The 23,135-nt window shown below is 41.5% G+C and carries 18 protein-coding genes; 4 read left to right on the top strand and 14 right to left on the bottom strand.

Features of this window, described 5'->3' with window-relative positions:
• Positions 1-26 precede the first annotated feature (26 nt).
• Positions 27-1,133: a porin OmpA gene (ompA, locus tag EXH44_RS05940; protein WP_162856661.1), complete on the bottom strand. Its 1,107-nt coding sequence runs from the start codon at positions 1,131-1,133 to the stop codon at positions 27-29.
• A gap of 407 nt (positions 1,134-1,540) precedes the next feature.
• Here ompA and ydiJ point away from each other — a divergent pair, with 407 nt between their 5' ends.
• The gene (gene ydiJ / locus EXH44_RS05935) at positions 1,541-4,633 is read left to right on the top strand and encodes a D-2-hydroxyglutarate dehydrogenase YdiJ (protein WP_162857533.1); all 3,093 of its coding nucleotides are present in this window, start codon (positions 1,541-1,543) and stop codon (positions 4,631-4,633) included.
• A 333-nt stretch (positions 4,634-4,966) separates the two neighbouring features.
• Entirely contained in the window at positions 4,967-5,386 is a 420-nt protein-coding gene (locus EXH44_RS05930) for a hotdog fold thioesterase (protein WP_162856660.1), read from the top strand.
• Between the two features lie 75 nt (positions 5,387-5,461).
• Here EXH44_RS05930 and rpoC read toward each other — a convergent pair whose 3' ends face one another.
• The 3 genes from rpoC to EXH44_RS05915 form a co-directional block, all read right to left on the bottom strand.
• Positions 5,462-9,742, bottom strand: coding sequence for a DNA-directed RNA polymerase subunit beta' (gene rpoC, locus EXH44_RS05925; RefSeq protein WP_162856659.1), 4,281 nt, complete (start codon positions 9,740-9,742; stop codon positions 5,462-5,464).
• Positions 9,743-10,010: 268 nt separating this feature from the next.
• Positions 10,011-14,039 carry a DNA-directed RNA polymerase subunit beta gene (gene rpoB / locus EXH44_RS05920; protein WP_162856658.1) on the bottom strand — a complete coding sequence of 1,343 codons (4,029 nt, stop codon included), beginning with the start codon at positions 14,037-14,039 and terminating at the stop codon, positions 10,011-10,013.
• Positions 14,040-14,481: 442 nt separating this feature from the next.
• Entirely contained in the window at positions 14,482-14,682 is a 201-nt protein-coding gene (locus EXH44_RS05915) for a hypothetical protein (RefSeq protein ID WP_162856657.1), read from the bottom strand.
• Positions 14,683-14,869: 187 nt separating this feature from the next.
• On the opposite strand from EXH44_RS05915, the gene EXH44_RS05910 reads away from it, so the two are divergent.
• A complete protein-coding gene (locus EXH44_RS05910) occupies positions 14,870-15,130 on the top strand; it encodes a helix-turn-helix domain-containing protein (protein WP_162856656.1) in 261 nt (86 codons plus the stop codon).
• A gap of 51 nt (positions 15,131-15,181) precedes the next feature.
• Here EXH44_RS05910 and EXH44_RS05905 read toward each other — a convergent pair whose 3' ends face one another.
• The 8 genes from EXH44_RS05905 to secE all read right to left on the bottom strand — a co-directional run bounded on the left by EXH44_RS05905 (position 15,182) and on the right by secE (position 19,486).
• Complete coding sequence (locus tag EXH44_RS05905; RefSeq protein ID WP_162856655.1) at positions 15,182-15,589, bottom strand: type II toxin-antitoxin system VapC family toxin; 408 nt, start codon at positions 15,587-15,589, stop codon at positions 15,182-15,184.
• Positions 15,586-15,834 carry an antitoxin gene (locus EXH44_RS05900; protein WP_162856654.1) on the bottom strand — a complete coding sequence of 83 codons (249 nt, stop codon included), beginning with the start codon at positions 15,832-15,834 and terminating at the stop codon, positions 15,586-15,588. Before EXH44_RS05900 ends, EXH44_RS05905 begins: the two co-directional genes overlap by 4 nt.
• A 129-nt stretch (positions 15,835-15,963) precedes the next feature.
• Complete coding sequence (gene rplL, locus EXH44_RS05895; protein WP_135675243.1) at positions 15,964-16,332, bottom strand: 50S ribosomal protein L7/L12; 369 nt, start codon at positions 16,330-16,332, stop codon at positions 15,964-15,966.
• 57 nt (positions 16,333-16,389) lie between these two features.
• Positions 16,390-16,881, bottom strand: coding sequence for a 50S ribosomal protein L10 (gene rplJ / locus EXH44_RS05890; protein ID WP_005714465.1), 492 nt, complete (start codon positions 16,879-16,881; stop codon positions 16,390-16,392).
• A gap of 291 nt (positions 16,882-17,172) precedes the next feature.
• Positions 17,173-17,862 carry a 50S ribosomal protein L1 gene (rplA, locus tag EXH44_RS05885; protein ID WP_111750034.1) on the bottom strand — a complete coding sequence of 230 codons (690 nt, stop codon included), beginning with the start codon at positions 17,860-17,862 and terminating at the stop codon, positions 17,173-17,175.
• A gap of 4 nt (positions 17,863-17,866) precedes the next feature.
• Positions 17,867-18,295 carry a 50S ribosomal protein L11 gene (gene rplK / locus EXH44_RS05880; protein WP_111750035.1) on the bottom strand — a complete coding sequence of 143 codons (429 nt, stop codon included), beginning with the start codon at positions 18,293-18,295 and terminating at the stop codon, positions 17,867-17,869.
• A 197-nt stretch (positions 18,296-18,492) separates the two neighbouring features.
• Positions 18,493-19,071: a transcription termination/antitermination protein NusG gene (gene nusG / locus EXH44_RS05875; protein ID WP_162856653.1), complete on the bottom strand. Its 579-nt coding sequence runs from the start codon at positions 19,069-19,071 to the stop codon at positions 18,493-18,495.
• A gap of 1 nt (position 19,072) precedes the next feature.
• On the bottom strand, positions 19,073-19,486 hold the full coding sequence (gene secE, locus EXH44_RS05870; protein WP_135675240.1) for a preprotein translocase subunit SecE: 414 nt from the start codon (positions 19,484-19,486) through the stop codon (positions 19,073-19,075).
• A gap of 220 nt (positions 19,487-19,706) precedes the next feature.
• On the opposite strand from secE, the gene EXH44_RS05865 reads away from it, so the two are divergent.
• Positions 19,707-20,240: a hypothetical protein gene (locus EXH44_RS05865; RefSeq protein WP_162856652.1), complete on the top strand. Its 534-nt coding sequence runs from the start codon at positions 19,707-19,709 to the stop codon at positions 20,238-20,240.
• Positions 20,241-20,306: 66 nt separating this feature from the next.
• Here the strand turns inward: EXH44_RS05865 and EXH44_RS05860 are convergent, their stop codons facing one another.
• A complete protein-coding gene (locus EXH44_RS05860) occupies positions 20,307-21,668 on the bottom strand; it encodes a sodium-dependent transporter (protein WP_162856651.1) in 1,362 nt (453 codons plus the stop codon).
• Positions 21,669-21,823: 155 nt separating this feature from the next.
• On the bottom strand, positions 21,824-22,933 hold the full coding sequence (ald, locus tag EXH44_RS05855) for an alanine dehydrogenase (RefSeq protein WP_162856650.1): 1,110 nt from the start codon (positions 22,931-22,933) through the stop codon (positions 21,824-21,826).
• Positions 22,934-23,135 lie beyond the last annotated feature (202 nt).

Raw genomic sequence — 23,135 nt, 5'->3', positions numbered from 1 at the left:
TTTAAGCATATAAGCTTAAGAAGTGATTACATAGAAACTTCTTTTGAACCTTGAACTTGGATTTCAACGCGACGATCTGGTGCTAAGCAAGCGATTAATGCTTTACGACCTTTAACTGCGTCACATGTGTTGCCTGTTACTGGGTTTGCTTCACCGTAACCTACTGCTGTTACGTTCGCTGGGTTTACACCTTTAGAAACGATGTAGTTTGCTACTGTTTCTGCACGACGTTGTGAAAGTTTTAAGTTTGATGCTTCTTTACCGATACGGTCTGTGTAACCATTTACTTGTACCGCTGGATTTGCTAAACCTAAACCATTGATTTCAGTATGAGCTGCATCTAACGCTTGAGCTGCTGCTGGTTTTAAGCTTGCTTTACCGAAGTCAAATAATACATCTGAGCTAAATGCGAAGTTTTTAGTTACAACTTCTGGCGCTGCTACTGGAGCTGCACCTTGACCGAAGCGGTATGTTAAACCTGCAGATACAGAGCTGATATCTGGACGGTAGTCAGTTGCACCAGCTTTATTTAATAATTCTGCACCAGCTTTATTTAATAATTCTGCACCAGCTTTACCTGCATTGTTTAACCATTGGTATTCAACACGTGCTGCTAATTCTGGAGTAATTGCGTATTCAACACCAGCACCTAAAAGTAATGATGTTTGGAAACGGTGATCTTTAGTACGATCTGCTTTAGCTACTGAGTTTTGAACATAGTAGTCGTTACGAACTAATGCAACACCTACTTTAGCATAAGTATCTAAACCATCGATGATTGCATAGTTACCTTTTAACGCTAAGTTAGCACCGTGTGCTGTGTGTTTGAAAGAGTTAATATCTCTATCTGTACCTTGTTTATTAGTACCACGAACACGACCATAGTAGTCATAACCTAACTCAACTGCTAAGTTATCAATGATTTGGTAACCACCAAAAACTCCGTAAGTTACAGAATTTTTGTTGATACCGAATTTACCACCGTGTTTAGCATCTAATTGTTGGATACCATCATGGAATGAAGCCCAACCTGCTTTTGCACCTGCGTAGAAAGTATTTGCTTGTGGAGCTGCGTTTGCAACTGAAGCTAATGCTAAGCCTGAAACAGCTAAAGCGATTACTGATTTTTTCATTTGATGATCCTCTATAATCGTCATCGAGATTTAAATAAACTTCCTAGTATCTAATCAATAGATATAGGTCTCAAATTTTCTACTCATATAGAAAATGAGTAGCATGAATTTCGGGATATATTCTACTAGGAAAAATCCTAAAAACAAGAGAACTTTTATTCAAAAGTTCTGTCATAGCTAAAATGCTATATTCTAGTCTCTAAGTTACCACTACCCCTAAAGCCAAGAATTTCTAAATTATCCTTATAAAATTTGCTAAAATCAATCATAAGTTCCACCAAAATCGTAATAAATTGTAAATAATCCATTTAATATTAAGTTTTTGTCAATTAAAACCGAAGATATTTCATTCATTGAAAATCTTGCTAATATTTAGTTAACACTTTAATAATTGAATAACAATGACTATGATCCCACGCCTTGCAAACATACCCCAACTTAATCCGTTAGTTCAGCAATATCTAGCTGAACTCAAACAGCAACACTTCAGCGGTGATATTGCTTCCAATTATGCTGATCGCCTTTCTCTTGCTACCGACAACAGCGTTTATCAGCAACTGCCTCAAGCGATTTTGTTTCCGAAATCCGTTGCCGATGTGGTGATTTTAACCAAGCTGGCACAGAAAACCGCATTCCAAGCCTTAACCTTTACACCGCGTGGTGCAGGTACCGGTACGAACGGGCAGTCGCTGAACAACAATATTATTGTCGATCTCTCTCGCCATCTAACTCAAATTTTGGAACTGAATGTGCAAGAGCGTTGGGTGCGAGTGCAAGCCGGCGTGGTGAAAGATCAGCTTAATCAATTTCTCAAACCGCACGGGCTATTCTTTTCGCCCGAACTTTCGACCAGTAACCGAGCCACCTTAGGCGGAATGATCAACACAGACGCATCGGGGCAAGGTTCGTTGCAATACGGCAAAACGTCCGATCATATCTTGGCGATTAAAGCGGTGTTGATGAACGGCGATATTTTGGAAACACAAGCGGTCAAAACCGACGATTTTTCTGCAAATCTCGAAAAGCTCAATCTCACGGCAAATGGCAAAAAATTACATAGCGAGATCTTCGAGCGTTGCCAAGCATTACGCCCGACTGTGCTAAAAGAGCTACCGCAACTGAACCGATTTTTGACGGGTTATGATCTGAAAAATGTGTTTAACGACGATCTCTCCGAATTTAATTTAACCCGTATTCTCACGGGTTCTGAAGGCTCGCTTGCCTTTATTTGTGAAGCCAAACTCAATCTTCTTCCTCTTCCTGAATACCGTACGCTGATTAACATTAAATATAATTCCTTTGATGCGGCGTTACGTTCCGCCCCTTTTATGCTACAAGCCCAAGCCTTATCGGTGGAAACGGTGGACTCCAAAGTGCTGAACCTTGCCAAACAAGATATTGTGTGGCATTCGGTGTCGGATTTACTCACCGAAGATGAACACAATCCGATTTTGGGGATTAACATTGTTGAGTATGCTTCCAACGATAAAGCTCAGAATGAAGAGCGGATTGCCAAGCTGTGCCAAGCTCTAGATAAAAAAATCCAAGACGGCACAAGCGGTATCATCGGCTACCAACTTTGCAACGACTTGGCTTCGATTGAAAAAATTTATGCAATGCGGAAAAAAGCGGTGGGTTTGCTGGGCAATGCAAAAGGTTGGGCGAAACCTATCGCTTTCGTGGAAGACACCTGCGTACCGCCTGAACATCTGGCTGATTATATCGTGGAATTTCGCCGACTGCTCGATGAACACGGCTTAGATTACGGTATGTTCGGACACGTTGATGCAGGGGTGTTGCACGTTCGCCCAGCCCTTGACTTATGCGACAAAGCACAGGTTGCCAAATTCAAAGCAATTTCCGACCAAGTGGTTGAATTGACGGCGAAATACGGCGGTTTGATTTGGGGTGAACACGGCAAAGGTATGCGTTCTGCCTATGGCGAACGGTTCTTCGGCGAAACTTTATGGAAAGAGCTGCGTTACATCAAACAGCTTTTCGATCCGCAAAACCGTTTGAACCCAGGCAAAATCTGTACGCCATTAGACAGCCAAGCCAGCCTTTACCCGATTAACTCACAAATGCGTGCCGATCTCGACAGACAAATTCCTATTCAAGTGCGAGAAGCCTTTAAAGGGGCAATGAATTGCAACGGCAACGGTTTGTGCTTCAATTTTGATGTACACAGTACAATGTGTCCGTCAATGAAAGTGTCGGGCAACCGTCTGTTTTCACCGAAAGGGCGAGCAGCGTTAGTGCGTGAATGGCTACGTTTACTGTCGGAACAAAATGTTTCCCCAGATGAATTAATCTTTGAAAAACAGCAAACGTCGGCGAAATTAGTCGATTTTGCTAAGAAAATCCGCAATCAGTGGCGAAAATCGCAAGAGTATGATTTTTCCCACGAAGTGAAATCGGCAATGGACACTTGCCTTGCTTGTAAAGCCTGTGCCAGCCAATGCCCGATAAAAATTGATGTGCCGACGTTCCGCTCACAATTTAATGAACTCTATCACCGCCGTTATCTGCGACCACTGAAAGATTATGTGGTGGCAAACCTCGAATTTATCGCACCGCTAATGGCGAAACAGCCGAAGTTGTTTAACTTCTTCAGTGCCAACAAACTGGCTGAAACCGTTGCAAGCAAAACCATCGGAATGGTCGATCTACCGGCGTTATCCGTGCCGACCTTACAGCAACAGTTAGTTGAAATCGGCTATCAAGGCAAAACCTTAGAAGAACTGGAACAGCTTGCGACAAGCGGTCAGTTAGACGCAGAAATTTGCAAATATGTCCTTGTAGTGCAAGATCCGTTCACCTCTTATTACGATGCCAAAGTGGTGGCGGATTTTGTTCAGCTCGCCCAAAAACTCGGCTTCAAAGCGATTGTGTTGCCGTTCAATCCAACGGGCAAAGCACAACATATCAAAGGCTTTTTGCACAAGTTTGCCAACACAGCTCGCACGCAAGCCGAATTGTTAAACCGTGTTGCCAAATTAGGCATTGCAATGGTTGGCGTTGATCCTGCCTTAACCTTGATTTACCGCGAAGAATATCGCCAAATTTTAAAAGACGACTGTGGCGAATTTAAGGTGTTGCTGGCTCACGAATGGCTGTTGGCTCAACTGAAAAACGGCACTCTCGACCATTGCAAAAAATCAGCCGAAACCGACCGCTTGCCGTGGCATTTATTTGCACACTGTACCGAAAGCACCTCGCTGCCAAACAGCTTGAAAGAGTGGCAACAGATTTTCGCACATTTCGGCGAAACCTTAACGGCGGAAAATATCGGCTGTTGCGGAATGGCAGGCACGTTCGGACACGAAACCAAGCACCTTGCAATGTCAAAAGGGATTTACGCACAATCGTGGCAAGTGAAGTTACAAGGCAAAACCTTATCTCGTTGCCTTGCCACCGGTTACTCTTGCCGTAGCCAAGTGAAACGAATGGAACATCAGCTACTCAAACACCCTATGCAAGCATTGTTGGAAGTGATTTGACCTAGATAAAAAATAGGCATAAAATAAAAACAAGGGACGATTGCCGTCGCCCCTTGCCAGCGTTATCTGCTACATTATTCCAGTTGTGTCACCTTTGAGCAACAAGCACAGTAGAATAACGACGAGAAATAAAAATAACTTCTTCATAGTTTTTATCCTATGTTGAATAAACTTAGGATCTACATTAACAGCCCGTCAGGTGCGAACTGGCGGACTGTCTAGCAGATCCGCCTCTGTTTTATTATGTTCAAACAATAAAACATTGGGAAAAATTATACACAAAGCCTGTTTATTTGAACAGGCTTTTGTTTTATCTATATACGGAAAATAAAAATGATTTGGAAAAAAAACACAACGATTGAGCAACTTAATCAACTCTGCCAACACTCTGCCATTTCGCATTTAGGCATTGAATTTACTTCTCAACAGAACGATAGCCTAGAAGCGACCGTGCCTGTCGATCACCGTACAACCCAACCATTCGGCTTATTACACGGCGGTATTTCTGCGACTTTAGCGGAAACCTTAGGATCTGCAGCTGCGTTACTTTGTTGTGAAGAAAACCAAACTCCTGTCGGTACAGAGTTGAATATCAGCCATTTAAAAGCGATAAAAAGCGGCAAAGCCACTGGCAGAGCAATGCCGTTACATTTAGGCAAAGAGAGCCAAGTGTGGCAAATAGAAATTCGAGATGATGCACAACAGTTATGTGCCGTGGCAAGATTAAGTATTAAGCTGCTATTCCAAAGATAAAACAAAGCCCCAAACCTTTCGATTTGGGGCTTTTCATTTCTAATAATGGTGGGGGGAATCCCCACCTATAAGTGATTACTCTTCATCACCATCAAACCCTGCATTTAGTAATGCTGCAAGATTTTGGGTTGCTTCGTCATTAACAAAGCTTTGGGTTTCAGCTTCGATGTCTTCTGCGGTTGCAAAAGAAGAAGCAGAAACAGCCGCTTGTGCTACGCTGATTTCTTCATCTAGGCTACGGCGTTTTGCACGTTCTTTGTGATATGCAAAACCTGTACCTGCTGGGATTAGACGACCGACGATAACGTTCTCTTTTAAGCCGCGTAATTCGTCACGTTTACCTGCCACAGCTGCTTCGGTAAGCACACGAGTTGTTTCTTGGAACGATGCCGCAGAAATGAATGATTCTGTTGCAAGTGATGCTTTGGTGATACCAAGTAATTCACGCTCAAATTCCACTTCTGGTTTACCTTCAGCAACACGTTTACGGTTAGCAATTTTCACACGAGCTACCTCTACTTGTTCACCTTCTAAGAACTCAGAGTCATAAGCATTGGTGATCACGGCTTTACGCAACATTTGACGCACGATAACTTCGATGTGCTTGTCGTTAATTTTTACCCCTTGTAAGCGGTAAACTTCTTGCACTTCGTTTACGATGTAATCAGTTACTGCGTGAACACCACGTAAGCGTAAGATGTCGTGTGGTGTTTCCGCACCGTCAGAAATCACGTCACCACGTTGTACCATTTCACCTTCAAACACGTTGAGCTGACGCCATTTTGGAATCATTTCTTCGTGTGTTTCGCCCTCTGCTGGAGTGATTAACAAGCGGCGTTTTCCTTTGGTTTCTTTACCAAATGAAACGATACCTGAAATTTCCGCAAGGATTGCTGGCTCTTTCGGTTTACGTGCTTCAAATAAGTCTGCAACGCGTGGAAGACCACCCGTAATATCCTTAGTTGCTGTGGATTCTTGTGGAATACGTGCTAATGCTTCACCCACAGAGATTTCTGCACCGTCGTTTAAGGTAACAATCGCTTTACCTGGTAAGAAGTATTGTGCTGCAACATCGGTACCTGCGATTAAAATATCGTTGCCTTGTGCATCGACTAATTTTAATGCCGGACGTAAATCTTTACCTGCTGTTGCACGCTCACCCACATCTTGTACTACCACAGATGAAAGACCTGTGAGTTCATCGGTTTGACGTGTTACGGTTAAACCATCGACAATGTCGCTGAACTTGATGAAACCGCTCACTTCAGAGATGATTGGCATTGTATGTGGATCCCAGTTAGCAACCACTTCGCCTGCATTCACTTCTGCACCATCTGCTTTTGAAAGCACCGCACCGTAAGGCACTTTATAGTTCTCTTTGGTACGACCGAACGCATCAACCACAGTTAATTCAGTGTTACGAGAAGTTAATACTAACTTGCCGTCTTTGTTTGTGACCGATTTCGCATTGGTGAGTTTGATCGTTCCTGCATTTTTCACTTGAATGCTAGATTCTTTTGCTGCCGCAGATGCCGCACCACCGATATGGAACGTACGCATCGTTAACTGTGTACCCGGTTCACCGATTGATTGTGCTGCAATAACACCGATCGCTTCACCTTGGTTGATTAAGTGACCACGAGCAAGGTCACGACCGTAACATTTCGCACACACGCCGAAGTCTGTGTTACAGGTTACGACTGAGCGTACTTTGATCACATCCACGGATTCACGGTCAATCACATCACACCATTTTTCATCAATTAAGGTGTTGCGTGGGATTAATACGTCTTCTGAACCTGGTTTTAATACGTCTTCAGCTACCACACGACCTAATACACGATCACGCAATGCTTCTTTTACATCACCACCTTCAATGAGTGGAGTCATCACGATACCTTCGTGTGTACCACAGTCATCTTCGATGATAACTAAGTCTTGTGCCACATCAACTAAACGACGGGTTAAGTAACCTGAGTTCGCTGTTTTTAATGCCGTATCCGCAAGACCTTTACGCGCACCGTGGGTTGAAATAAAGTACTGAAGAACGTTCAAACCTTCACGGAAGTTTGCGGTAATTGGCGTTTCGATGATCGAACCGTCTGGACGAGCCATCAAGCCACGCATACCCGCTAACTGACGAATCTGTGCCGCAGAACCACGCGCACCTGAATCCGCCATCATAAAGATGCTGTTAAATGATGCTTGTTTTTCTGGATTACCTTCACGGTTTAATACTTCTTCCATGGATAAGTTTTCCATCATCGCTTTCGCAACACGTTCGTTTGCAGCCGCCCAAATATCGATCACTTTGTTATAACGCTCACCTGCAGTTACAAGACCTGAGTTGAACTGCTCTTGGATTTCTGCAACTTCTTCTTCAGCAGCTGAAATAATTTCGTATTTCTGTGCTGGGATCACCATATCATCAATACCAACAGATGAACCAGAACGTGCCGCATAGGCAAAACCTGTGTACATAATTTGGTCAGCGAATACAACTGATTCTTTCAAACCTAAACGGCGGTAGCTTTCGTTGATTAATTTTGAAATCGCTTTTTTGCCTAAAGTTTGGTTGAATAGTTTAAACGGCATACCTTTTGGTGAAATCATCCATAGGATTGCACGACCGATAGTGGTATCGACTAAGCTGGTTGCTGCTTCAAACTCACCGCTTGCGTTTTTCTCATATTCGGTAATACGCACTTTAACACGAGAGTGTAATTCCGCTTGACCTGTACGGTATGCTTTTTCTGCTTCACGAGGGTCAAGGAAGTACATTCCTTCGCCCTTACCGTTTACTTTCTCACGGGTCATATAGTAAAGACCTAATACAACGTCCTGAGATGGTACGATAATCGGATCACCGTTTGCCGGTGAAAGTACGTTGTTGGTAGACATCATTAACGCACGTGCTTCTAACTGTGCTTCAAGCGTTAATGGAACGTGTACCGCCATTTGGTCACCGTCGAAGTCCGCGTTGAACGCCGCACACACAAGTGGGTGTAACTGGATCGCTTTACCTTCAATCAACAACGGTTCAAACGCTTGGATACCCAAACGGTGAAGTGTTGGTGCACGGTTAAGCAGGATCGGGTGTTCACGGATAACTTCAGCAAGAATATCCCATACAATCGGATCTTCACGCTCTACCATTTTCTTCGCCGCTTTGATCGTTGAAGCAATGCCACGGCTTTCTAATTTAGAGTAGATAAACGGACGGAATAATTCCAACGCCATTTTTTTCGGTAAACCACATTGGTGTAAGCGTAGGTATGGACCTACGGTGATTACTGAACGACCGGAGTAATCTACACGTTTACCTAATAAGTTTTGACGGAAGCGACCTTGTTTACCTTTGATCATATCCGCAAGTGATTTTAATGGACGTTTGTTAGAACCCGTAATTGCACGACCACGACGACCGTTATCTAATAACGCATCAACCGATTCTTGTAACATACGTTTTTCGTTACGCACGATAATATCCGGTGCGATTAAGTCTAAAAGACGTTTTAAACGGTTGTTACGGTTAATAACACGGCGATATAAATCGTTCAGATCCGATGTCGCAAAACGACCGCCATCAAGCGGAACTAATGGACGAAGATCCGGCGGAAGTACAGGTAATACCGTCATTACCATCCATTCAGGTTTGTTGCCTGATTGAATGAATGCTTCAAGTAATTTTAAGCGTTTAGTGATTTTTTTGCGTTTGGTTTCTGAGTTGGTTTCTTGTAACTCTTCACGCAACATTTCACATTGATGTTCTAAATCTAAGTCTTTGAGTAACGCTTGGATACCTTCTGCACCCATTTTCGCTTCAAACTCGTCGCCCCAACGCTCTTCTGCGTCTAAGAACTGTTCTTCGGTTAATAACTGATTTTTCTCTAAATCCGTCATACCCGGTTCGATAACAACATAGCTTTCAAAATAAAGCACACGTTCAATATCACGCAACGGCATATCAAGGATTAAGCCGATACGGGACGGAAGTGATTTTAAGAACCAAATGTGTGCCACTGGGCAAGCCAGTTCAATGTGTCCCATACGGTCACGGCGAACTTTGGTTTGGGTGACTTCAACACCACATTTTTCACAAATCACACCACGGTGTTTTAAGCGTTTGTATTTACCACAAAGACATTCGTAATCTTTTACCGGCCCGAAAATACGCGCACAGAAAAGACCGTCACGTTCAGGTTTGAATGTACGGTAGTTGATGGTTTCTGGTTTTTTGACTTCACCAAACGACCAAGAACGGATTTTGTCTGGTGATGCTAAACCGATTTTAATCACATCGAAATCGTCGTTCGATTTAGATTGTGCTTTTAAAAACTTAACTAAGTCTTTCACGTTTTTGCCCCTGATTTGAGGTTTTTGTTCTTGAAATGGAAAACCATTTCAACTGAAAATCTTTGGTTGCAAGCGGTGAGAGAGTTGCAAAAATTTGCAAAATTCACCCCGGCTGTTCATTTAGCGAGATTTGACCGCTTGTTGCGTTTTATTACCCTGCTTAATTCAAATTCGTAGGGGTGGGGGTTATCCCCACCCGAAAAATATCAATTCATCTGCGGGCGGGGATAAACCCCGCCCCTACGAAAATTTTTTTGGGGAAAATCAACTACGCTTCGTCCAACTCCATATCGATTGCTAATGCACGAATCTCTTTGGTGATTACGTTAAAGGATTCTGGCATTCCCGGCTCCATATAGTGTGTACCGTCCACGATGTTTTTGTACATCTTCGTACGACCGTTTACGTCGTCCGATTTCACCGTGAGCATTTCTTGTAAGGTGTAAGCAGCACCGTATGCTTCTAATGCCCATACCTCCATCTCACCGAAACGCTGACCACCGAACTGTGCTTTACCACCGAGTGGCTGTTGGGTAACAAGACTATAAGAACCTGTTGAACGAGCATGCATTTTGTCATCAACTAAGTGGTTCAATTTGAGCATATACATATAACCTACGGTTACCGGACGCTCAAATTTCTCACCGGTACGTCCATCATATAAGGTAATTTGACCTGATGTCGGTAAGCCGCCAAGCTCAAGTAAGCCTTTGATCTCGCTTTCGTGTGCACCGTCAAATACTGGTGTTGCAAGCGGTAAGCCTTTGCGCAAGTTTTGTGCTAAACGCATCACTTCTTCATCAGAGAAGGTGCTGAGATCTACGCTTTGCGCTCCGTGACCTAAGTCATAGGCTTTTTGGATATATTCACGTAACTTCGCAATCTCTTGCTGTTGCTTGATCATCTTGTCGATTTGATCACCGATACCACGAGCCGCTAAACCTAAGTGAGTTTCAAGGATCTGACCGATGTTCATACGAGATGGAACGCCCAGTGGGTTTAATACGATCTCAACTGGCTGACCGTTTTCGTCATACGGCATATCTTCAACTGGGTTAATTTTTGAGATAACCCCTTTGTTACCGTGACGACCCGCCATTTTATCCCCAGGTTGAATTTGACGTTTCACCGCAAGATACACTTTCACCACTTTTAATACGCCCGGTGCTAAATCGTCCCCTTGAATGATCTTGTTACGTTTGATCTCAAGTTTACGTTCAAACTCTTTGCGTAGTTCTTCGTGCTGTTCTGCAAGCTGTTCAAGTTGGTTTTGTTTTGCTTCGTCATCAAGGGTTTGTTCCAACCATTTTTCACGTGCAAGGTTATCTAACGTTGCTTGTGCAACGCCACCTTCAAGTAATAGGTTGCGAACACGGGTGAACAAGCCTGCTTCTAAGATCTCTAACTCTTCGGTTAAGTCTTTTTTCGCTTCACGTAATTGAATTTCTTCAATGTCTTTCGCACGTTTGTCTTTTTCTACGCCATCACGGGTAAAGACTTGAACGTCGATAACGGTACCTGATGTGCCGTTTGGTACACGAAGCGAACTATCTTTAACATCTGATGCTTTTTCACCGAAGATCGCACGGAGTAATTTTTCTTCTGGGGTTAATTGGGTTTCACCTTTTGGTGTCACTTTACCCACAAGAATATCACCGCCTTTCACTTCCGCACCGATATATACGATACCTGATTCGTCCAGTTTGCTTAATGCTGACTCACCCACGTTTGGAATATCTGCGGTGATCTCTTCTGCACCAAGTTTGGTATCACGAGCTACACAAGATAACTCTTGAATGTGGATTGTAGTAAAGCGGTCTTCTTGTACTACACGCTCAGAGACTAACATTGAGTCTTCAAAGTTATAACCGTTCCAAGGCATAAATGCCACACGGATATTTTGACCTAACGCCAACTCACCTAAATCTGTTGAAGGACCATCAGCTAAGATTTCACCACGACCAACCGGCTCACCTAATTTCACACAAGGAATTTGGTTGATACAAGTGTTTTGGTTTGAACGGGTATATTTGATTAAGTTATAAATATCAATACCTGCTTCACCTGCAACGGTTTCATCTTCATTGACTTTCACTACGATACGAGAAGCATCAACGTACTGGATAGTACCACCACGTTTTGCAATCACCGCAACACCTGAGTCAAGGGCGATTGGTTTTTCCATACCTGTACCGACTAATGGTTTGTCCGCACGCAATGTTGGCACTGCTTGACGTTGCATGTTTGCACCCATTAACGCACGGTTCGCATCGTCGTGTTCAAGGAACGGAATTAATGCTGCCGCCACAGAAACCACTTGTTGCGTTGAAACGTCCATATAGTGAATTTCTTCTGGGCGATATAAACCAGACTCACCGTGTTCACCACGACAGGTCACATAAGTATCGGTAAAGCGGAAGTTCTCATCTAAGTTTGAGTTCGCCTGTGCGATAACGTAAGCACCTTCTTCAATCGCTGATAAATATTCGATCTCTTCTGTCACTTGACCATTCACGACTTTACGGAATGGAGTTTCTAAGAAGCCGTAGTTGTTGGTACGTGCATACACAGAAAGCGAGTTAATTAAACCGATGTTTGGACCCTCTGGGGTTTCAATCGGACATAAGCGACCATAGTGAGTGGTGTGTACGTCACGCACTTCAAAGCCTGCACGTTCACGAGTTAAACCGCCTGGACCTAACGCTGAAATACGACGTTTGTGGGTGACTTCTGAAAGCGGGTTGTTTTGGTCCATAAATTGCGAAAGTTGTGATGAACCGAAGAACTCTTTCACTGCCGCAGAAATTGGTTTCGCATTGATTAAATCTTGTGGAGTCACGCCATCTAAATCGCCTAATGAAAGACGCTCACGCACCGCACGTTCAACACGCACTAAACCGATACGGAATTGGTTTTCCGCCATCTCGCCCACTGAGCGGATACGACGGTTACCTAAGTGGTCAATATCATCTACTTCACCACGACCGTTACGGATTTCGATCAATTTCTTCATTACACCGATGATGTCATCGTTGCTTAAGATACCTGTGCCTACGCCTTCAGGAATATCTAAAGAACGGTTGAACTTCATACGACCTACCGCAGAAAGATCATAGCGGTCGGTTGAGAAGAACATATTGTCAAATAACGCTTCTGCCGCTTCTTTTGTTGGTGGCTCACCTGGACGCATCATACGATAGATTTCCACTAACGCACTTAAACGGTCGTAAGTTGGATCGATACGCAAGGTTTCAGAAATGTACGGACCGTAATCAAGATCGTTAGTAAATAATACTTCGATCTCGTGGTAACCTGCTTGTGCTAATGCTGCAAGGGTTTCTAAACCGATCTCGCTGTTTGCTGGGCAAACAATTTCACCTGTTGAAAGATCAACGTAATCTCTCGCTGTCACACGACCAACGATATACTCGGTCGGCACTTGGATTTGGGTAATATTGTCTTTTTCTAATGCACGAATGTGACGAGCGGTAATACGACGACCACTTTCAACATAGACTTTGCCGTTTGCTTCAATGTCGAAAGCTGCGGTTTCACCACGAAGACGCTCAGGTACTAAGGTCATCAATAATCTGTTGTCTTCAATGTGGAAAGTCACGGTTTCGAAGAACATATTTAAGATTTCTTCGGTGGTGTAGCCTAACGCACGCAGAATAATGGTTGCCGGTAATTTACGACGACGGTCGATACGTGCATAAAGGTTGTCTTTCGGATCGAACTCGAAATCTAACCAAGAACCACGGTAAGGAATGATGCGTGCGTTATAAAGCACTTTACCTGAAGCGTGGGTTTTACCTTTGTCAGAATCGAAGAATACGCCCGGACTACGGTGTAACTGAGAAACGATAACACGCTCAGTACCGTTGATTACGAAAGTACCGTTGTCGGTCATCAATGGGATTTCGCCCATATAGACATTTTGCTCTTTGATGTCTTTTACTGTGCCTGCTGCCGCTTCGCGGTCAAAGGTCACAAGACGAAGTTTTACACGTAAAGGTGCTGCATAGGTTGTACCACGAATTTGGCACTCACGCACATCAAATACGGGTTCGCCTAATTCGTAAGAAACGTATTGTAATTCAGTTGCACCGTTGCTGCTCACAATCGGGAATACTGAACGGAATGCCGCTTCTAAACCTTGAAGTCCTTCAGGATCTCTTTGGATAAATTTATCAAAAGAATCGAGCTGAATTGTTAATAGATAAGGTACGTTCAGAACTTGTGAGCGTTTGCCAAAGCTCTTACGAATACGCTTTTTCTCGGAATATGAGTATGCCATTAAATATAGCCTCTGATTTTCTGTTTGGTTGAGTTTTCACAATCCGCCTAAAGACCGGCAGGAAGTGGCATTATAAAAAATGATACGAGGTGTCGTTTTCTGAGTTCACACAAAGGGTCAAAAATCACTACCGCAGAGGTTAGCTCAGGGGGGAACGGTCTTTGCAAAATTTTGCAAGAAAGTGACCGCTTGTTATGTCGATCTATAAATCTATAACAACATCTTATAAATCAATTAGTTAACTGAATTAAAACGACGCAAATTCAGCTAACATTATTCAAGCATAAAAGGCCAGACGAAAATTCATCTAGCCATATATGCGAAATTCGGACTGCAAATTATAGCAATTTGGTGTTTTTTTGGCAATAAGAAGAAACTTAGTAAATTTTGGAAAACTTAATTATTTAAAAAAATGGCATTCCAAATGAATGCCATAAAACTATTAGAAATTATATGATACTGGACATACAGAATACGATGAAATATTGATAGTACGAGTTGATCCTAGTACATCATAGTAACAAATTTTATTTGTTCCACTTACTTCTTCTCTAATTAAAAAGCCCATTGCAGCATATGTTGTTGTAACTGCACTTAACATTGCAACTATTAATACAGTTTTCTTTGTAATTGAGAGTTTCATTATAAGAATCCTCCTAGAGAAATTAAACGATATTATTAAAAAGAGCATACGCTCCTTGCAAAATTCATCTATAAATCAATTTTTGCGATCATATATTAATCTAAAATTATAATTATGTAAACTATAGTTTATATTTTATATCTTTAAGTAGATTGATGAATATAGTGCTAGAATCAATACTAAAAAGATGAAAAATGAACATCTTACTAGCCACCCTATTAGATATACTTTTGCGAATAATCTTAGAAAAATTCGTAGATTAAAGGATATTTCTCAAGAAGCTCTTGCTTTTGATGCAGAACTTAGTCGAGCTTATATTAGTGATGTAGAAAGAGGAAAGAGAGCGATTTCGATTGATGCGATGGGAAAAATTGCCGATGCATTAGGCATCAGCCTAATTGACCTACTGAAAAATGATTACTCAGTAGATGATTTAATTCAGAAATAGCAAAGAAAGAGGATATTTTTCAGTACCATACATACAAAGTAGTTAGCCCAATTAAAACGATGAAAATTCATCTTGCCAATCTTCTAATTTTAACTCATCAATTCTGATAAATTCTTTTGTATTATGTGTAATCAACGTTAAATTTCTGCTACAAGCTTGGGCTGCAATTTGCACATTATAAGCCCCAATTGATTTACCAGCTTTAGCAAGCTCTGCCCTGAATTTACCTGCTAGGCGAGCATCATCTGCTGAAAACGGAAGAACTTCAAAAGGTAAACGGGCTATATTCGCTAAGTTTTCTGCCTTACGCTGACTTTTCTCTGCCCCATAATACAGTTCAAAAAGCACAATTGCAGGTAAACCAAAATCTGATGGACGATATTGCTTCAACTTTGAAATAAAAGTCTGGTTTTTGTTTAAAATAGTAATCACGGCATTAGTATCAAGCAAAAATTTCATTCAAGTTCGCTCCAATCTCTCTCTTGAGCAAGTTCTTGGCGAAAATTATGAGTTGCTTCAATAAAAGCATTATCCACAGGAGAAAGGTCATCTAAAAAATCCCAATTATCCACGATAGGCTCAATGATCAAACGATTCCCTTGTTTTTCAATACGTACTTCGCTACCTTCAAATCGGAAAAGTTTAGGTAATCGAATCGCCTGAGAATGACCTGACCAAAATAATTTTGCGGTTGTTACTGACATAGGCTCTCCATATATACAAATCATATATACATAATAAAATAAGAATAAAAAAGACGCAATAAACAAAAACCCCGATGTTTCCATCGGGGTTCTGTTGAACTTGAAGTTCGGGAAAAGTTAAATCAAAAATTATTTGATTTCTACTTTCGCGCCAGCTTCTTCTAATTCTTTCTTAAGTGCTTCAGCTTCACCTTTAGAGATGCCTTCTTTTAATGCTGCTGGAGCAGATTCAACTAAGTCTTTAGCTTCTTTTAAGCCTAAGCCTGTTGCACCACGTACTGCTTTGATTACCGCTACTTTGTTAGCACCTGCGTCTGCAAGGATAACATCGAATTCAGTTTTCTCTTCAGCTGCTTCTGCTGGGCCTGCTGCTACTGCTACTGCTGCCGCTGCTGCTGATACACCAAATTTTTCTTCCATCGCAGAGATTAATTCAACGATTTCTGATACTGATTTAGAAGCAATCGCTTCAATGATTTGTTCGTTAGTTAATGACATAACAATCAATTCCTAAAGTAAATAAGTTAAACGAGTTGAGAATACGGCGAGTAAAAATTATGCCGCTTCTTGTAATTTGTCGCGTAATGCCGCAAGAGTGCGAACAAGTTTGCCTGCCGCAGCTTCTTTCATTGTGCCCATTAAACGTGCAATTGCTTCTTCGTAAGTTGGTAATGTTGCCAAGAATTCAACATCTTGGATTTTACCTTCAAAGGCTGCACCTTTAACTTCAAACTCTTTGTTTGCTTTTGCAAAATCTTTGAACAAACGTGCTGCTGCACCTGGGTGTTCGTTAGAGAATGCAATAAGAGTTGGACCAGTAAACGTATCTTTTAAGCACTCGAATTCAGTACCTTCAACCGCACGACGTAATAAAGTATTACGAACAACACGCATTGAAACGCCTGCTTCACGAGCCGCTTTACGTAACTCAGTCATTTTCTCTACTGTTACGCCACGAGAATCCGCAACAACAGCAGAAAGGGCACCTTTGGCAGCTTCGTTTACTTCAGCAACAATTGCTTGTTTGTCTTGAAGATTTAATGCCATTGGTTTTAGCTCCTGATACACTCCACACAAATACTGTGGAATTTACAAAAAATCTCAAAAAAGTAACCGCTTGAGCGACGTTTTTGAGGCTAAGGTGTACAGAAGCAGATAATTCTGTCTGTTCACCATCTACGTAGGTTGTTTTCATTAAGAAACTGTTCACACAGGTTCACCTACGGTCTTGGATGGGGCTTGAGATAAGGCTCAGCACCACCATTGGCTTTTCAGCCAAAAAGAGCCGTAGATTATAGGGATAACCTACGGTCTTGTAAAGTCTAATTTATCAACAAATTAGAGTGAAGCTTGATCAACCGCTACACCAGCACCCATTGTCGTAGAGATGCTTACTTTCTTGATAAAGATACCTTTTGCTGTTGTCGGTTTCGCTTTCACTAATGCCGCTAATAACGCTTGAAGGTTCTCTTTTAATTGCTCTGGAGCGAAGTCTGCTTTACCGATTGTAGTATGGATAATACCATTTTTGTCGTTACGGTAACGGATCTGACCAGATTTAGCATTTTTAACTGCTTCTGCTACGTTTGGTGTTACTGTACCCACTTTCGGGTTTGGCATTAAGCCACGTGGACCTAATACTTGACCTAATTGACCTACAACACGCATTGCATCTGGAGAAGCGATAACAACGTCAAAGTTCATTTCGCCTTTCTTGATTTGCTCTGCAAGATCTTCCATACCCACTAAGTCTGCACCCGCTGCTTTTGCTGCTTCTGCGTTTGCACCTTGTGTAAATACTGCTACGCGAGCTGTACGACCTGTACCGTGTGGTAATACTGTTGCACCACGTACGTTTTGGTCTGATTTACGAGGGTCAATACCTAAGTTTACCGCAACATCCACGCTCTCAACGAATTTAGCTGTCGCGAATTGTTTTAATACTGCGATTGCTTCGTTGATTTCATAAGCTTTTGTAGAATCTACACCAGCTTTAATTGCTTTCATTTTTTTAGTCAATTTAGCCATTGTATTATTCCTCTACGATTAAGCCCATTGAACGAGCTGTACCAGCGATTGATTTCATTTTGGTTTCGATAGTTGCACCAGTCATATCTGCTGCTTTAGTTTCAGCGATTTGACGTAATTGTGCTTGAGTTACTGTACCCACTTTATCTTTGTTCGGTTTACCTGAACCAGATTTGATACCCACAGCTTTTTTCAATAATACTGCTGCTGGTGGAGTTTTAGTTACGAAAGTGAATGAACGGTCTGCGTAAACTGTGATAACAACAGGGATTGGTAAACCTTTTTCTAAGCTCTCAGTACGAGCGTTGAATGCTTTACAGAATTCCATAATGTTAACACCTTGTTGACCTAATGCTGGACCAACTGGTGGTGATGGGTTAGCCATACCCGCTGCAACTTGCAGTTTAACGTAGGCTTGGACTTTTTTTGCCATTTTTAAAGTTTCCTCTAGTGTGGGTGATAACGCCGATACCGGCTCCCCTGTTACATAAAAATACGAGTTAGCAAGCTAACTCGTAAATAGGGTGCGGATTATACTTGAAATTTAGATCGAATTTCAAGCAAAAATTTGCAAAACGCAGATAAAATCAAACCGCTTGCAAGCGGTCTGATTTCAATAAAAATTTACGATTAACCGTTTTGTTTTTCCACTTGGTTAAATTCAAGCTCAACAGGTGTTGCACGACCGAAGATTGAAACAGACACTTTAACACGTCCTTTTTCGTAATCCACTTCTTCAACCGTTCCAGTAAAGTCTGCAAATGGACCTTCTTTAACACGAACTTCTTCACCTGGGTGAAATTCTGTTCTATGGCGTGGTTTTTCTGCCGTTTCTTGAACACGGTTAAGGATGCGATCAGCTTCCGCTCTAGAAATTGGTGCAGGTTTATCTGCGGTGCCACCAATAAAGCCCATTACACGTGGCACACTTTTTACTAAGTGCCATGTGTCATCGTTCATTTCCATTTGTACTAAAACATAGCCTGGGAAAAATTTACGTTCCGTTTTACGGCGACGACCGCCAACATTCTCAACCACTTCTTCTGTTGGCACTAAAACTTCACCAAATTGATCTTCCATTTGATGCAATTTGATGTACTCGCGTAATGTCATTGCAACACGAGCTTCAAAGCCAGAAAATGCCTGTAATACATACCAACGCATTTTGCTTGTATCTTTTTCTTGTTCGATCACTTCAATTTCGCTCATTTTAGAATCTCAAATTAGTTAGAAAATCAATAATTAATACGATGATAGAGTCAATACCCCATAACGCTAATGCCACAACTACACACATTGCAACTACAATGAGTGTAGTTTGTGTTGTTTCTTGACGCGTAGGCCAAATAATTTTACGCATTTCTTGGCGAGAATCTTTGATAAAGCCAATCGCTTTTTGACCTTGATTTGTAATCGCCGCTAAACCTAATGCCCCTGCACATAATACTACTAAGAGCAAGACACGGACAATTAATGAAAAATGCGTTGCAAAATACGTGTTACCCACCGCTGCTACTACCAATAATGCAATGGAAAGCACCCATAATACGCTATTTACACCTTTACTTTTTACACCCTTATTTTCTACTTTCTCAGGGCTTGTAGTTTGAATTTCTTTAGCCATAGACAACCTAAAATTTATTAAAAAAGAGAACGTTCAATTTTTAAAGCGTGCAATTCTAGCATTTTCTGACCTTGTTGCCACGATCTTTTCAATATTTTCTTTCTAAAGAGGCAAAAATTTGATCTTCTTAAGCTTTTCTTCAGATCTGTCTGTTTTAATACACTCAACGAAAGCTAAGACTTTCGCTTTAACAATAACCATGAAACAGAAGGAAAAAACCATGACAAATCAAGATATTCAACAAATGATTGAAAGCCGTATTGCTGAACTCAATGCAACAGCAGAGCAGAAAAAACAGGAACTCAAACTACAATTATCGCAAGAGATGGAAAAAAGTGAGGAACTCCTTATATCACTAAAAAACGAGCAAGAACGCTTAACCAATCAGCTTTCTCTAGCACGTGAAAATATAGCAGCACTTGAACAACCGCTTCAGTTTAACGATATTATTCATGAACTTGAGCAGTCGCTTACACAAGAGAATGTCGATTTAGAAGAACTGAGTAAAACGACTCAGCATAGTTTGCAAGAAAGCATGAATCAACAAATGAATGAGTTGAAAGCAAAATTGCTCTCTAGCCAACAAGATTTAGCTGAGACATTAAAAGAAAGCCAAGCGACATTAACCGGCACGCCTGCATTTTGGTTAAAACTGAACGCACAATTTCAGGCACGTTTTGGCGATAAGATTCAAAAAGTTAAAATCAAACTGGCAGAACAATTAGAAAGCTGTGCTGGTAAATTAAAAGCCTAAAATACAAGCGGTGAGATATTACCTAAATTTTGCAAAATTTAGCTCTAAACTCACCGCTTGTTCATTTTAGAGAGAGTTCACAAAAATCACTAAGATTAAAACTGGAATTACGTAACGCACATAGTTAAACCAAATATTCGTAAATTTCTCACTTGCGCCCAACTCTTTCTTGGCTTCATCTTTCAATACATAACCAACGAAAATGGCACTTCCTAACGCAGTTAAGATAAAGAGAATATTACCACTGATATAGTCGAAGGCATCAAAAATGCTCATACCTGCAATTTTAATGCTACTCCACTCATTATCACCTAAAATAGATGGAATATTCCCTACAATGAAAATTCCCACCAATGTTAATGTAATCGCCTGTTTACGACTTAAATTCGTTTTTTCTTGTATCGCGGTAATCAACACTTCATAGATAGTAATAGAGGTTGTTAATGCGGCGGTAATTAATAGGCTAAAGAAGATTGTCGCAAAGATAGTGCCTGCCCACATATGTGAGAACACAATCGGTAGGCTTTGGAATACCAATGTTGGACCAGAGTTCGGGGCAACATTAAAGGTAAAGAGCGAAGGGAAAATCATAAACCCTGCGGCAAGCGCAATTAATGTATTAATTGTGCCCGTAATCGTTGCTGTTTTAACTAAATTTTCTTGTTTAGATAAATAGCTCGATAAGGTGATGAGTACCCCAAAACCAAGACTTAATGCAAAGAACACTTGCCCTAATACGAAGACAAAGAGTTTAGGTGTAATTTTTGAAAAATCAGGTATCAAATAGAACGCAATCCCTTCTGATGCGCCTGGCAATGTCACATTACGGATAATCATGATGATTAAGAAGATAAACAGTAATGGCATCAACAGTTTAACGGAACGCTCAATCCCTTCTTTAATACCCCGAATTAAAATGAAGTAATTTACAGCGACAAATAAGCCTGTATATAGGATAACTGTTGAAGGGCTATTTTGAATATGGTCTCTGAAATAGGCTGAGGTCGTTTCAATCGTCACAGGTGCTGAAAGATCTAACTCGCCCGTAAGTAGGCTACCAATGTAAGTCAGAACCCAGCCACCGATCACCATGTAATAGGCTAAAATACCGAATGAGCCGAGTAATCCCATATAGCCTAATATTTTCCAACCTGAATGGATTTTTTTACCGTTCGCCTCGCCAGAGAAAGAATCAATAGAATTAACTTGCATACGACGACCGATCACATTTTCAACTAAAATCATTGGAATACCGATCACAATCATCGCAATACAGAAAAGGAAAACATAAGCACCACCGCCGTTTTCCCCTACAAGATAAGGGAAACGCCAAGTCGCACCGAAACCGACTGTCGCCCCTGCGACAGTTAAAATATAGGTTAATTGACTAGACCAAGACTGCCGTGCAGGTTTTGTATTTTCACTCATAGTACACCTCTTTTTAAAATAGCAGAAAGTAGGCTTAGTCAAGCGAACACAACCGCTAATTTGAGATTAATTTAGGGAAAACCCTAAATGGTGGATAGGAGAGCCCCCTGATTTCTCAGGGGGAACGTTCTTGATCAATACAACACAGCTTGATATTAATTTAATGCTTCTTTTGGATCGGTATAAGCAATACCAAAGGCATCACTCACCCCTTTGAAAGTACATTTACCGTTATAAGTATTCAAACCTTGTAATAAGGCTGGATCAGACAAGCACGCTTCTTTCACACCAAGAGCGGCGAGTTTCAAGCCAAATTCTAAGGTAGAGTCGGTTAAACCTAAGGTTGAAGTACGAGCCACACAACCTGGCATATTTGCCACACAGTAATGGATTACGCCATCAACTTCATAGATAGGTTCATTGTGTGTAGTTGGGTGAGAAGTTTCAAAGCAACCACCTTGGTCAATCGCAACATCCACTAAGACCGCACCTTTTTTCATCAATTTGAGATCTTCACGACGTAATAAGTGTGGAGCTTTAGCGCCTGGAATTAATACCGCACCGATAACTACATCAGCTTCTGGTAATAGACTTAAAATATTGCCACGAGAGCTGGTGAGTGTTTTGATACGCATATCAAAGATTTGGTCAATATAAGCAAGGCGTGCAGCGTTAATATCTAGGATAGTCACATCAGCACCGATACCCATCGCAATTTGAGCCGCATTTAAGCCCACAACACCGCCACCTAAAATCACCACTTTCGCTTTTGGTGTGCCAGCAGTACCGCTGAGTAACACACCTGCACCGGCGAAGGTTTTTTGGATATATTTCGCGGCTTCTAAAGTCGCTAAACGTCCAGCAATGGCACTCATCGGCGCTAAGCAAGGTAAACCTGCAGGGGTTTTAATGGTTTCATACGCCACAGATTGAATTTTGCGTTCAAGTAACATTTCGGTAAGTGGTTTATCTGCGGCTAAGTGTAGGTAGGTATAGAGAATTTGATTTTCACGGAAATAATGATATTCACATTCGATAGGCTCTTTCACTTTAATGATCATATCACTTTTTGCAAAGAGTGTTGCTTTGTCAGTCAACGTTGCACCAGCTGCTTGATAAGCTTCATCAGGGAAACCAATTTCTGCGCCAGCACCATGTTCAATATAAACTGTATGGCCTGCTTCCACGTAAGATTGGACATTTGCAGGGGTTAAACCAACACGATATTCTTGAACTTTAACTTCTTTTGGGCAACCAATAATCATGATCTTCTCCTTCATTATATTATTTTGAGTAAATATGAATTTGAAAAAGCACGGATAATATTAAGTGAACTTCAAGCTAATTTTGGACTTCACCAAATATTATGAGTGAAATTTCTATATTTATTATAATGAGGCAATTTTCTCCCCTTCCGTGATCTTCTTCACACTTTAGGGGAGAATGAGTTAAAAATAGAGAAGAATT

It is taken from the genome of Actinobacillus indolicus, from assembly GCF_004519515.1.
GTDB classification, from domain to species: Bacteria; Pseudomonadota; Gammaproteobacteria; order Enterobacterales; family Pasteurellaceae; genus Glaesserella; species Glaesserella indolica_A.
The sequence above is the reverse complement of the archived record's forward strand: the minus strand, read 5'-3'. Positions and strand labels throughout refer to the sequence as shown.

Bases quoted from the DNA above. Each gene is read 5' to 3' on its own strand.
- rpoB (WP_162856658.1), bottom strand. From the start codon at position 14,039: ATGGCATACTCATATTCCGAGAAAAAGCGTATTCGTAAGAGCTTTGGC.
- rplL (WP_135675243.1), bottom strand. From the start codon at position 16,332: ATGTCATTAACTAACGAACAAATCATTGAAGCGATTGCTTCTAAATCA.
- ydiJ (WP_162857533.1), top strand. From the start codon at position 1,541: ATGATCCCACGCCTTGCAAACATACCCCAACTTAATCCGTTAGTTCAG.
- nusG (WP_162856653.1), bottom strand. From the start codon at position 19,071: ATGAGCGAAATTGAAGTGATCGAACAAGAAAAAGATACAAGCAAAATG.
- EXH44_RS05910 (WP_162856656.1), top strand. From the start codon at position 14,870: ATGAAAAATGAACATCTTACTAGCCACCCTATTAGATATACTTTTGCG.
- EXH44_RS05930 (WP_162856660.1), top strand. From the start codon at position 4,967: ATGATTTGGAAAAAAAACACAACGATTGAGCAACTTAATCAACTCTGC.
- rplA (WP_111750034.1), bottom strand. From the start codon at position 17,862: ATGGCTAAATTGACTAAAAAAATGAAAGCAATTAAAGCTGGTGTAGAT.
- rplK (WP_111750035.1), bottom strand. From the start codon at position 18,295: ATGGCAAAAAAAGTCCAAGCCTACGTTAAACTGCAAGTTGCAGCGGGT.
- EXH44_RS05905 (WP_162856655.1), bottom strand. From the start codon at position 15,589: ATGAAATTTTTGCTTGATACTAATGCCGTGATTACTATTTTAAACAAA.
- ald (WP_162856650.1), bottom strand. From the start codon at position 22,933: ATGATTATTGGTTGCCCAAAAGAAGTTAAAGTTCAAGAATATCGTGTT.
- ompA (WP_162856661.1), bottom strand. From the start codon at position 1,133: ATGAAAAAATCAGTAATCGCTTTAGCTGTTTCAGGCTTAGCATTAGCT.
- EXH44_RS05915 (WP_162856657.1), bottom strand. From the start codon at position 14,682: ATGAAACTCTCAATTACAAAGAAAACTGTATTAATAGTTGCAATGTTA.
- secE (WP_135675240.1), bottom strand. From the start codon at position 19,486: ATGGCTAAAGAAATTCAAACTACAAGCCCTGAGAAAGTAGAAAATAAG.
- rplJ (WP_005714465.1), bottom strand. From the start codon at position 16,881: ATGGCATTAAATCTTCAAGACAAACAAGCAATTGTTGCTGAAGTAAAC.
- EXH44_RS05900 (WP_162856654.1), bottom strand. From the start codon at position 15,834: ATGTCAGTAACAACCGCAAAATTATTTTGGTCAGGTCATTCTCAGGCG.
- EXH44_RS05865 (WP_162856652.1), top strand. From the start codon at position 19,707: ATGACAAATCAAGATATTCAACAAATGATTGAAAGCCGTATTGCTGAA.
- EXH44_RS05860 (WP_162856651.1), bottom strand. From the start codon at position 21,668: ATGAGTGAAAATACAAAACCTGCACGGCAGTCTTGGTCTAGTCAATTA.